Genomic DNA, 11309 nt, shown 5'->3' with positions numbered 1-11309 from the left:
GGGCGGTCTCGGTTCCACCTGCCGATGTGCTCGCTGCGATTGGGCGGGCACTCTCCGGTGTGGCCGGGCCCGTGTCCGACAACGTCATCCTCGGCATTCGGCTGCCCCGGGCGGTGCTGGCGGCGCTCGTCGGGGCCAGCCTCGCGACTGCGGGCGTGATCTACCAGGCCCTCTTCAGGAATCCGCTCGCCGACCCGTTCATCCTGGGCGTCTCAAGCGGCGCGGGCTTGGGCGCGATGGCGGTCATCGTGGGGACCGCTGGCGTGACCGGGCTGCGGTACTTCGGCGTTCCTGCGGGAGCGTTCATCGGCGCGCTGCTGACGGTCGTGCTGGTCGTGCGGCTTGCGTCGATGCGGGGGCGCCTCGAAGTGACCTCGCTGCTGCTGGCTGGCATCGCGATCTCATACACGCTTTCGGCGGTCACCTCGTTCATGATGGTGTTCGCCAAGGAGTCGATGGCGACGATCGTGTTCTGGATGATGGGCGGGCTCTCCGGCGCATCGTGGCAGTACGTGGCCACGCTCGCGGCGATGCTCGCGGTGGGGCTCGTGCTCCCGCTCTCGCGCACGCGGGCGATGAACGTCATGCTGCTCGGCGACGCGCGTGCCACCCAGCTCGGCGTGGATGTCGAGCGCTTCAAGCTGATGATGCTCGCGGCGGCTTCGCTGCTGACCGCAGGCGCGGTGGCGGTCTCGGGGCTGATCGGCTTCGTGGGGCTGATGACGCCGCACGCCGTGCGCCTCGTGGTCGGCCCGGATCACCGGGTGCTCGTGCCAGCCTCGGTGCTGGCGGGCGCGGTCGTGATGGTCGTTGCCGACCTGCTCGCGCGAGTCGTGCTTGCGCCCGTCGAGATCCCCGTGGGCGTGGTGACCGCGATCGCTGGCGGGCCGTTCTTCGTGTGGCTGCTCGTGCGCGGGATGCGTGCGCGATGAGCGCCCCCGCCCCCGTGATCGCCTTCGACGCCGCCACGCTCGGTTACAGCCGCCGAGCGATCCTCGACGCCGTGTCGCTGCAAGTCGCGCCGGGCGAGCTCGTGGGGCTCGTCGGCCCCAACGGCGCGGGCAAGTCAACGCTGCTCAAGGCGCTCTTCGGCGAGTCCGATCTGCTAGCAGGCGACGTTCGCGTCGCAGGCGCGAGCATCAGGCGGATGCCCTACCGTGACCGCGCGCGACTCATCGGCGTGCTCCCGCAGACACCACCGGCGACCTTCGCCTTCACCGCCGAGGAGTTCGTCGCGCTCGGGCGCCACCCGCACCTGGGCGCGATGCAGCAGCAGAGTGCGGCCGACTCGGCGCTCGTCGCGCGCTTCATGCAGCTCACCGACACCGCGCACCTCGCGCGCCAGTCGGTCGACACGCTTTCCGGCGGCGACCTCCAGCGCCTCACGCTGGCGCAAGCGCTCGTGCAGGAGCCCTCGGTCCTGCTGCTCGACGAGCCCGTCAGCCAGCTCGACCTCAACCACAGCCTGCAAGTCCTCGACCTCGTGCGCGAACTCGCCGACGGCGGGATGGCGGTGCTCGGCGTCTTCCACGACCTCGACCTCGCCGCGCGCTACGCAGACAGGATCGCGGTCATCCACGGCCGCGGCATCCACCGAGTCGGCCCGCCGAAGGACGTCGTCACCGCCGAGGTCGTCCGCGAGGTCTTCGCGGTGCGCGCGGTCATCGTGCCCGACGCGATCACGGGCTCGCCCTCGGTGGTGCCGGTGATGCGCGAGGAGTCGCTGGTCGCCTCGGCGGGGCGCAGCGTGCTCGTGATCGGCGGCTCGGGTGCGGCGGCCCCGCTCATGCGACAGTTCGCGCTTAGCGGCTGGAGCGTGAGGGCCGGGGCGCTCAACCAGGGCGACTTCGACCAGGCGGTCGCGGCCGCGCTGGGCATCGAGTACGCGCTCATCGACCCGTTCGCAGACATCAGCGCCGATGTCGAGGCCCAAGTGCTCGAGCTTGCCCGCCGAAGTGACGTGGTACTGATCGCCGAAGCGCCCTTTGGCAGCGGCAACCTGGGCAACCTACGCGCGGCGCTGCAGGCGGGAAGGCCGATCGTGTTCGTGAACGGGTTCGATGAGGGTCGCGATTACTGCGGCGGGGCTGCTTCGGCGATCGCGACGCAGGCTCTGCGCTCAGGCGCGAGGAGCGCCGCCTTCACCGAGGCTCTCGCTGTCGCCACCGAGGCCGCTGTCGGCCCCTAGCGCGACGAGCGCGTCGATCCTCCCGGCGCATAGGCTCTCGAAGCCGCACCCGGCGCACGCGGACGCGCGCCACTGCGGTAGCACGCCGACCAGCCGCTCGCGTATCGCGGCGAACTCCAGCTTCGCGCCGACTTCCAGCCCGAGAAGCTCGCGCGCGAGCGCGTCGATGCGGCGGATCTCGGCCTCGCCTCCGGACTCGCTTACGCACACGCCCTCGTGTAGCGAGGGGCAGCTTTCGCAGACGTCATCGGCGCCTTCGGTAAGCGTGAACCGCGCGGTCTCGAGGCGCTCCATGACCCGCCACAGGTTGGCTACGAACTCCTCGGAGTAGCCCTCGCCCTGGTAGAAGTGCAGGCACACGACGTGGTGGCCCCGCAGGCGCACGGCGTCCACGGCTTCAGCGCTCACCGAACGCGAGGACCAGCCCGGCGTTCTGCGACGCGACCTTGACGGTCGCCGGGTGGTCTTCTCGGCGGAGCATGTCGGTCAGGCAGTCGCGCACCAGCTCGGCATCGTTGTTCTGCTGCGAGAGGTGCATCCCGACGATCGTCTCCAGGCGGCCCGAGAGCAGCCGCTCGATCGATCGACACGCCGAGTGGTTCGACAGGTGCCCGACGCTGGAGAGGATCCGCTGTTTGAGGAACCACGGGTACGGCCCGTTTCGCAGCATGTCCTCGTCGTGGTTGCATTCGAGCGCGAGCACGTCGCACGCGGTAAGCGCCTCGTGTGCGTCGCACGTCAGCACGCCGGTGTCGGTGGCGATCCCGAACGCGGTCCCGCACGCGCCCTCGATGCGGTACCCCACCGGCTCGACCGCGTCATGCGAGAGCGCGAACGCGTGGATCCGCATGGAAGCCACCGAGAACGTGTCGCCCGCCTTCACCCGCCGAGGGTCGGCCACGCATGCATCGATCCCGGCCGCCGCGACGGTCCCTGCGGTCGCGTACACCGGCACCTTCAGGCGCCCGGCGAGGACCCGGATCCCGCTCGCGTGGTCGGCGTGCTCATGGGTGACGAGCACCGCCCGCACCTTCTCGGCAGACATGCCTGCAAGCGCAAGCCTGCGCAGCGTCTCGCGCGCGGAGAAACCCGCGTCCACGAGCACGACCGCGCCGTCGCTTTCGATCGCTGTTGCGTTGCCCGATGAACCCGAGCCGAGGAATGCCACGCGCATGACAGCTATCGAACCACGGATGGCGTGGCAGCACAAGCCCCGTCCGCACAACAACCGCCGAGGAAGCAGTGGGGATTGGGGTATAGTGTGTGCAGGTTGTTTCGACGTGGGATCGTGCGCCTGACGCCAGGGGCGTGGCCGGGATACTAGCGAGGGGCTCCATGATGGATGTTTCAACGCCGAGAAGACCGATTGCGAACCGCTCGCGACGGGTGCTGGCGCTTCTTGTGGCGGCGGTGCTCGTCTTGCAGGCGCCCGTGCTAGCCGCGCCTCCATACCTGCCGCTGAATACCACGGTGCGCGTGAGCGTGGATAGCGCTGGAGTGGAAGCGGTCAGCGGGTCGAGCGATACGCCCGTCATCTCCGCAGATGGCCGCTACATCGCTTTCGCCTCGTGGGCTCAAAACCTCGTGCCGGGCGACACCAACACAGTGCGGGACGTCTTCGTGCGCGACCTTGCAAGCGGCGAGACCACGCGCGCGAGCGTGGGAGTCGGGGGAGTGCAAGCAATCGGCGGGGACAGCAGAAGGCCTACCATCTCCGCTGATGGCCGCTACGTTGCCTTCGAGTCGGGTTCCACCAACCTCGTGCCGGGCGACGCTAACGGAACGGAGGACATCTTTGTGCGCGACCTTGTGAGCGGTGAGACCACGCGCGTGAGCTTGGGAGTCGCGGGAGCACAAGGTGACGGATGGAGCCACGACCCCGCCATCTCCGCTGATGGTCGCTATGTCGCGTTCGAGTCATGGGCTACCAACCTCGTGCCGGGCGACACCAACATAGCGGGAGACATCTTCGTGCGCGATCTTGTAAGCGGCGAGACCACCCGCGTGAGCGTGGGAGCCGCAGGAGCGCAAGGTGATTGGTGGAGCCACGACCCCGCCATCTCCGCTGATGGTCGCTATGTCGCGTTCGAGTCACAGGCCACCAACCTCGTGCCGGGCGACACCAACGGAGGAGCGGACATCTTCGTGCGTGACCTTGTAAGCGGTGAGACGACGCGCGTGAGTGTCGGAGTTGCGGGAGATCTAGCGGGAGAAGTCGAACTGAACTGGTCCGCCGCCATCTCCGCTGACGGTCGCTACGTCGCTTGGGCTTCAGCTGCTACCAACCTCGTGGATGGCGACACCAACGCGATCGATGATATCTTCGTGCGTGATCTTGTTAGCGGCGTGACGACCCGTGTAAGCGTTGGGGCCGCAGGAGCACAAGGTGACGGATGGAGCGCCGACGCCGCCATCTCCGCAGACGGCCGCTACGTCGCCTTCAGTTCGATTGCCACCAACCTCGTGGATGGCGACAACAACGCATTGGAGGACGTCTTCGTGCGCAGGATCAAAGCGCAGCCACCTTCCATCGCCATCGAAGGCACCAACCGCTTCGACACGGCCGTCTCGGCTTCCAAGGAAGCCTTCCCGGATGGCCTTGATCCTACCGGAGCCCGCACGGTGGTCATCGCCACTGGTCGCAACTGGCCGGATGCCCTTGGAGGCACCTCGCTTGCGGGGGCCCTCGATGGACCGGTGCTGCTTGTGGACACCAAGTCCGTTCCCGCTGCAGTCACTGCGGAGATCACCCGCCTGGGGGCGGACAAAGCCATCATCATCGGTGGTACGGGGGCTGTAGACCCAGCGGTCGAGACGGCGCTGAAGAATCAGCTCGATGCGGCGGACGTGACAAGGATCGCAGGGGCGGACCGCTACGTGACCGCTGATCTTGTGGCAGCCGAGGTCAGAAAGACCATGGGCACCGCTTGGGATGGGACCGCCTTCGTAGCTACGGGAGGCAACTTCCCCGATGCTCTGGTCGCAGCTCCTCTTGCAGCAGCGCAAGGATGGCCTCTTTACCTTGCGCATCCCACAACCGGACTTTCTGCTGCGACAGTGACCGCCATGCAGGGCGTCACCGATGCCATCATCCTAGGTGGCACGGGTGCTGTATCGCAGGCAACGGAGGACGGTCTTGTGACCCGCCTCTACAGAGATGGCGTGCTGCGTCTACAGGGAGCGAACCGCTACGCTACCGCTGTAGCCGTCGCCACGCATGCAGTCTCGCTGGGACACACCTGGGACCTGGTGGGCATCACCACTGGCGAGAACTTCCCCGATGCGCTCGCAGTAGGAGTCTTGCAGGGCAAGAACAACAGCGTGATGCTGCTTACCACACCTACCACCCTGCACCCAGCACCTGTAGCAGCACTCACGACCAACGCCGTTGCGATCGAGACCGTCACCTTCTTCGGAGGGACAGGCGCGGTAAGCCAGGCGGTGCGCAACAGCGTGCTACAGATAACAGCGAACTGAGACGACCCTTCGGCGACAAGGAGAACGGATGATGAAAGTCACGTTGTATGGCCTGACGACGTGCCCGTACTGTCGGATGACCAAGAAGATGCTCGATGAGGGCGGTATCGAGTACGAACTCCATGAGGTCGACCTTCTCGAGGGCGAGGAGAAGGCCAAGATGGTCGAGGAGGTCCGCAGCATCTCCGGCGGCACGTCGTTCCCAGTCGTCATCATCGGCGAGGACGTGATCGTCGGGTTCGACAAGCGCGGCATCAAGGAGAAGCTGGGCTTGTGAGCGCAGCAGGCAGACCCAAGCGGCGCATGTTCGGGCCGGACACGACCATCGAGGACCTCAAGGAGTACATGGAGCCCTTCGCCGAGCGTCTCGGCTATAAGTTCAACACCGAGACCGAGTTCGTCGACGAGGTGCTGCGAAGCGAGCTCGATGTGCTCGAACGTGACGGCGACATCTACTGCCCCTGCCGAATCCGGACTGACGACCCCAAGGAAGACCTCAAGATCGTCTGCCCGTGCATCCCGTTCTTCCGCGATGAGTTCGCGGCGATCCGCAAGTGCTGGTGCGGCCTGTTCATCCTCTCGGATGTCGAGGACGGCGCCGAACTCATAGGCGTGGTCGAGAAGACCGAAGGGCCCGTCGATGTGCCGGTCTTCCGCGTCCAGGACCTGCCCGCGGGCCAGATCCGCCACGTGAAGGTCGGGAAGCGCTCGATCGCGGTGTCCAACGTCGACGGGGAGTTCTTCGCGCTATCCAACGTGTGCCGACACGCTTTCGCGCCACTCGCCGAAGGATTCATCGACGGCCACCACGTCATGTGCCCGTGGCACGGATGGCGCTACGACGTGCGAACAGGCACGACTGACCACCCCGACGCAGACGTCAAGACCTACGAGACCTCCGTCCGAGACGGCATCGTCTACGTTCGCTGGTAGCGGGTGAGTGCGAGACGCCGCAGCGCACTCGCACTTCGCGCATTGCGACCTTACGCGTCGGTGGGTTCGGCTGGTTTGGTGCGTACGGGGTCTTTGAAGAGCTCTGCGATCCCGCCGATCGAGCCCATCACGCCGCTGACCTCCATGGGGAGGAAGACCTTGTTCGCGGGTCCGTCGGCGATGGCCTTGAGGGCATCGAGGTAGCGCACGGCGATGAGGTCGTTCGTGGGATCCCCGTCGTGGATGGCGCCGAACACCCCGCGGATAGCGGCGGCCTCACCCTCGGCGAGTGCGATCTTCTGGAACTTCTCGGCGTCGGCGACTTCTTTGATCGCCTGCGCCTCACCCTCGGCTTCGAGGATCTTGGATTGCTTGAAGCCCTCAGCGCGGGTGATCGCGGCCTGCTTGTCGCCGTCGGCTTCGAGGATCAGTGCGCGGCGGGTGCGCTCAGCCTTCATCTGGCGGTGCATCGCCTCGGTCACGTCGGCGGGCGGTTCGATGCGCTGGAGCTCGACTCGGACCACGCGCACACCCCACTTGTCGGTAGCGTCGTCGAGGATCTGGCGCAGTGCGGCGTTGATCTTCTCTCGGCTGGTAAGCGACTCGTCGAGCTGCATCTCGCCGATCACGTTACGCAGGTTGGTCTGCGCGAGCTTGGTCGCGGCGATGTAGAAGTTGGCGACGTTGTACATGAGTTTGACCGGGTCGGTGGCCTCGTAGTAGACGACCGCATCGACCGTGACCACAACGTTGTCCTTGGTGATGACCTCCTGGGGCGGGACTTCGACCACATTCTCCCGCATGTCGACCTTGGTCAGCTTGTCGACGAAAGGAAGGATGATGTTGAGTCCGGCTTCCAGCGTGCGCTGATACCGGCCGAATCGCTCAAGGATACCTTTTTCGTACGGGCGAACGATCTTTATCGCATTGGCGATGTAGATGACCAACACGACGGCTATCGGGATGAAGAGCAGGCCTAGAGTCAACTCAAGATTCGGGGCGGCTATCATGATAGCTCCATTCTCGTCTTACTACCGACGGTTGCTTCAGTCTTCCGATCCAGCTCGAACAACAAGGTGTGTGCCGCCGACGCTCTCGACGACGATCTGTGTTCCGACAGGCACGGGTTTGCCGTCGGCGTTCTCGGCACGCCAGACTTCTCGATCGACGCGCACTTTGCCCGATGTCGAGAGCGGCTCGATCGCTTCGATCACGACTCCGGTCATTCCGAGGAGTCGGTCAACACCGGTCTTGATGGGCTGCTTCTTCGTGATCTTGCCTGCGAAGCCCCGGAGCGCCACGAAAGCGGCGGCTGATACCGCGACGAACGCCACCCACTGCCAGGCAAGGGCCACGCCGAGAAGCGCCAACACGGCGGCGACTGCCGCACCCAACCCGAGGGGCAGCATGAAGAAGCCGGCGGTGAATATCTCGCCAGCCATCAGTACCACCGCTAGAACGGCCCATATCCAGAACCAAAGCTCCAAGGTACTCCTCCCGTCTGCGCCTAGGCGCCCGGATGCTTGCTATGATGATACCCGAAATCCTTCTGGGTGACTCGTGGGGCATAGCCGATCTCAAACGGTACTGCTGATTGCGATTACTTGCTGTGCAGACCAACATTTCGATTGACCTTCCGGCCTCCGCTCGCTACCATATATAGCACTTCATATTCTTGGAACAACAACATCTTGCGCTCACGAGGGAGACCATCTTGGACCAGACAATCGGACTCATTCCCGCTGGTGTCATCAAGCGAACCGGCGAACGCGTGCCTTTCGACGCCGACAAGATCCGGACTGCGATCGTGCTGGCTGGCAAGGCGACCGGTGAGTTCGACGAGTCCGAGGGCGACCTTCTGACCCACCAGGCGCTCAAGGTCCTCAGGCACCGCTTCGGCAAGACCGAGCCCGACATCGAGCAGATCCAGGACGTCGTCGAGCAGACCCTCATCAGCGCGAACCACTTCGCCACGGCCCGTGCCTACATCGTCTACCGTGAGAAGCGCGCCCGCTTCCGAGAAGACCGCAAGACCGTCGTCGAGGTGGCGACCAGCGTCAACGAGTACCTCGATCGCGCCGACTGGCGCGTCAACGCGAATGCGAACCAGGGCTACTCGCTGGGCGGGCTGATCCTGAACGTCTCTGGCAAGGTGATCGCGAACTACTGGCTCAGCCACGTTTACACCCCGGAGGTCGGGCGCGCCCATCGCGAGGCCGACATCCACATCCACGACCTCGACATGCTCGCCGGCTACTGCGCGGGATGGTCCCTGCGTATGCTGCTCGCCGAAGGCTTCAACGGCGTGCCGGGCAAAGTCGAGGCCGCACCGCCCAAGCACCTTTCCAGCGCCTTCGGCCAGATCGTCAACTTCCTCGGCACGCTGCAAAACGAGTGGGCCGGCGCGCAGGCGTTCTCGTCGTTCGACACCTACCTCGCACCTTTCATCCGCCTCGATGACCTCTCGTACGAGAAGGTGCGTCAGGCGATGCAGGAATTCGTGTACAACCTCAACGTCCCGTCGCGGTGGGGGACGCAGACTCCGTTCACCAACCTGACCTTCGACTGGACCTGCCCCGAGGACCTCAAGGACGAGTACCCGGTCATCGGTGGGAAAGCCTGCGACTTCACCTACGGTGAGCTACAGCGCGAGATGGACATGATCAACCGCGCCTACATCGAGGTCATGACCACCGGCGACGCCAAGGGCCGGGTCTTCACCTTCCCGATCCCGACCTACAACATCACGCCGGAGTTCCCGTGGGAGAGCGAGAACACGGAGCTGCTCTTCGAGATGACGGCGAAGTACGGGCTGCCGTACTTCCAGAACTTCGTGAACTCCGAGCTCTCGCCCAACATGGTCCGCTCGATGTGCTGCCGCCTCCAGCTCGACCTGACCGAGCTGCTCAAGCGCGGCAACGGGCTTTTCGGAAGTGCCGAGCAGACCGGGTCGCTGGGCGTCGTGACCATCAACTGCGCACGCCTGGGGCACCTGCACGCTGGCGACGAAGCCGCGCTGCTCGCCGCGCTCGACAAGCAGCTCGAGCATGCGCGGACCTCACTCGAGCTCAAGCGCAAGACCATCCAGCACCACATCGACAACGGGCTGTTCCCGTACACCAAGCGCTACCTCGGCACGCTGAGGAACCACTTCTCGACGGTCGGAGTGAACGGCATCAACGAGATGATCCGCAACTTCACCACCGACGCCGAGGACATCACCACTCCCTTCGGCGAGCAGTTCGCCATGCGCTTCCTCGACCACGTGCGCGGGCGCATCGTCGAGTTCCAGGAGCAGACCGGGCACCTGTACAACCTTGAGGCGACACCCGCCGAAGGCACCACCTACCGCTTCGCGCGGGAGGACCAGAAGCGGTACGGCAGCGCCATCCTCCAGGCCGGGACGCCGGAGACCCCGTACTACACCAACTCCAGCCAGCTACCGGCCGGATTCACCGAGGACCCCTTCGAGGCGCTTTCCCGCCAGGAGCCGCTGCAGCGCAAGTACACCGGCGGCACCGTGCTGCACTTGTATCTGGGTGAGCGCGTGAGCTCGGTCGATGCGTGCAAGACGCTTGTGCGCCGCTCGCTCGAAGGCTTCGGGCTGCCCTACATCACCATCTCGCCGACGTTCTCGATCTGCCCGGTGCACGGATACCTCCAAGGTGAGCACGAGCTCTGCCCCAAGTGCCCGAGCGAGTCGGCCCAGACGTGCGAGGTCTGGACCCGCGTGATGGGGTATCACCGCCCCGTGAGCTCTTTCAACAAGGGCAAGCAAGGCGAATACGCCGAGCGGACCTGTTTCAGCGAGCCGGTATGCGAGCAGCAGATCTGCGCATAGGGGGCTTCGCGCCCTTCTCGACGATCGACCAGCCGGGAAAGCTGGTGGCCACGGTATTCACCCGAGGTTGCCCCTGGCGCTGCGGCTACTGCCACAACTCGCACCTGATCGCGATCGACGGCAGCGAGGAAACCGACTTCACGTGGGATCAGATCGCGGAACATCTTCGTCGCCGAAAGGGCCTGCTCGACGCTGTCGTCTTCTCGGGAGGGGAGCCGACGGTCCAGTCCGCACTATGGGCTGCGATGACCGAGGTACTCGACATGGGTTTCTCGGTGGGCATGCATACGAACGGGGCGTACCCGAGGCGCATCAACGCGCTGCTGCCCTACCTGTCGTGGGTGGGACTCGACATCAAGGCGCCCTTCGACGAGTACGACCAGGTCACGGGCGTCGAGGGCTCTGGAGATTCCGCCCGCCAGAGCCTCGCGCTGCTGGCAGACTCCGACATCGACTTCGAGGTACGCACCACAGTCGACCTGCGGTCCTTCGATGCAGAGGTGCTTATGCGACTCGCTCCACACATCGAGCAGGCGGCGCCGCAGAGGTGGGCGATTCAGCGGCGGAGGGTGGACGGAGCCGAGGTGCAAACCGCTCCTCTGACTCTGCTGGATGAATCGGCGCTGCGCGGGCTTCTCGGCGGGTTCGATGTCGAGGTCGTTTTGCGATAGCCCGACACCTGACGATGCTTGCATGAAATCAAGGTCCGAGTGAATAACTGGTTGTGCAACGAGGGCCCCGTCTGATATTCTGCATCAGCTCTGATATCTGCATGACCGGGGCACAGCGGATGGCCTCTCCGTTCCTCGCATGTTCGTATCAGGGAATTGCAAATGGAGCAATGGAGGTACATATGAAATTGGGCAGAAG

The 11309-nt window shown here is 65.1% G+C and carries 11 protein-coding genes; 7 read left to right on the top strand and 4 right to left on the bottom strand.

Annotation, left to right across the window (positions count from 1 at the left end):
* Positions 1-932 (top strand): iron ABC transporter permease (locus tag M1617_07560; protein MCL5888125.1); only part of this gene is annotated, 932 nt, incomplete at its 5' end.
* On the top strand, positions 929-2188 hold the full coding sequence (locus tag M1617_07555) for an ABC transporter ATP-binding protein (GenBank protein ID MCL5888124.1): 1260 nt from the start codon (positions 929-931) through the stop codon (positions 2186-2188). The genes M1617_07560 and M1617_07555, both read left to right, overlap by 4 nt.
* Here M1617_07555 and M1617_07550 read toward each other — a convergent pair.
* Positions 2120-2596 (bottom strand): DUF1284 domain-containing protein, encoded by a 477-nt coding sequence (locus M1617_07550; protein MCL5888123.1) that lies wholly within the window; start codon positions 2594-2596, stop codon positions 2120-2122. The two genes, M1617_07555 and M1617_07550, sit on opposite strands and share 69 nt — an antisense overlap.
* Entirely contained in the window at positions 2586-3362 is a 777-nt protein-coding gene (locus M1617_07545) for an MBL fold metallo-hydrolase (GenBank protein MCL5888122.1), read from the bottom strand. Before M1617_07545 ends, M1617_07550 begins: the two co-directional genes overlap by 11 nt.
* A gap of 161 nt (positions 3363-3523) precedes the next feature.
* On the opposite strand from M1617_07545, the gene M1617_07540 reads away from it, so the two are divergent.
* Genes M1617_07540 through M1617_07530 form a run of 3 tightly spaced genes read left to right on the top strand, consistent with a single transcriptional unit; the run spans position 3524 to position 6598 of the window.
* On the top strand, positions 3524-5665 hold the full coding sequence (locus M1617_07540) for a cell wall-binding repeat-containing protein (GenBank protein ID MCL5888121.1): 2142 nt from the start codon (positions 3524-3526) through the stop codon (positions 5663-5665).
* Between the two features lie 28 nt (positions 5666-5693).
* On the top strand, positions 5694-5942 hold the full coding sequence (locus tag M1617_07535) for a glutaredoxin family protein (GenBank protein MCL5888120.1): 249 nt from the start codon (positions 5694-5696) through the stop codon (positions 5940-5942).
* Entirely contained in the window at positions 5939-6598 is a 660-nt protein-coding gene (locus M1617_07530; protein ID MCL5888119.1) for a Rieske 2Fe-2S domain-containing protein, read from the top strand. The genes M1617_07535 and M1617_07530 overlap by 4 nt, the downstream gene beginning before the upstream one ends.
* A 50-nt stretch (positions 6599-6648) precedes the next feature.
* On the opposite strand, the gene M1617_07525 is transcribed toward M1617_07530, so the two are convergent.
* Entirely contained in the window at positions 6649-7608 is a 960-nt protein-coding gene (locus tag M1617_07525) for an SPFH/Band 7/PHB domain protein (protein ID MCL5888118.1), read from the bottom strand.
* Positions 7609-7644: 36 nt separating this feature from the next.
* The gene (locus M1617_07520) at positions 7645-8085 is read right to left on the bottom strand and encodes an NfeD family protein (protein MCL5888117.1); all 441 of its coding nucleotides are present in this window, start codon (positions 8083-8085) and stop codon (positions 7645-7647) included.
* 227 nt (positions 8086-8312) lie between these two features.
* On the opposite strand from M1617_07520, the gene M1617_07515 reads away from it, so the two are divergent.
* Positions 8313-10439 (top strand): ribonucleoside triphosphate reductase, encoded by a 2127-nt coding sequence (locus M1617_07515; protein ID MCL5888116.1) that lies wholly within the window; start codon positions 8313-8315, stop codon positions 10437-10439.
* Positions 10415-11110: an anaerobic ribonucleoside-triphosphate reductase activating protein gene (locus M1617_07510; GenBank protein MCL5888115.1), complete on the top strand. Its 696-nt coding sequence runs from the start codon at positions 10415-10417 to the stop codon at positions 11108-11110. The genes M1617_07515 and M1617_07510 overlap by 25 nt, the downstream gene beginning before the upstream one ends.
* The last annotated feature ends 199 nt before the right edge of the window (positions 11111-11309 follow it).

It is taken from the genome of Actinomycetota bacterium, assembly GCA_023488435.1.
Taxonomy (GTDB): domain Bacteria; phylum Actinomycetota; class Coriobacteriia; order Anaerosomatales; family UBA912; genus UBA912.
This window is presented reverse-complemented; position numbering and strand designations above follow the sequence as displayed.

Bases quoted from the DNA above. Each gene is read 5' to 3' on its own strand.
- M1617_07555 (MCL5888124.1), top strand. From the start codon at position 929: ATGAGCGCCCCCGCCCCCGTGATCGCCTTCGACGCCGCCACGCTCGGT.
- M1617_07545 (MCL5888122.1), bottom strand. From the start codon at position 3,362: ATGCGCGTGGCATTCCTCGGCTCGGGTTCATCGGGCAACGCAACAGCG.
- M1617_07540 (MCL5888121.1), top strand. From the start codon at position 3,524: ATGATGGATGTTTCAACGCCGAGAAGACCGATTGCGAACCGCTCGCGA.
- M1617_07535 (MCL5888120.1), top strand. From the start codon at position 5,694: ATGATGAAAGTCACGTTGTATGGCCTGACGACGTGCCCGTACTGTCGG.
- M1617_07525 (MCL5888118.1), bottom strand. From the start codon at position 7,608: ATGATAGCCGCCCCGAATCTTGAGTTGACTCTAGGCCTGCTCTTCATC.
- M1617_07510 (MCL5888115.1), top strand. From the start codon at position 10,415: ATGCGAGCAGCAGATCTGCGCATAGGGGGCTTCGCGCCCTTCTCGACG.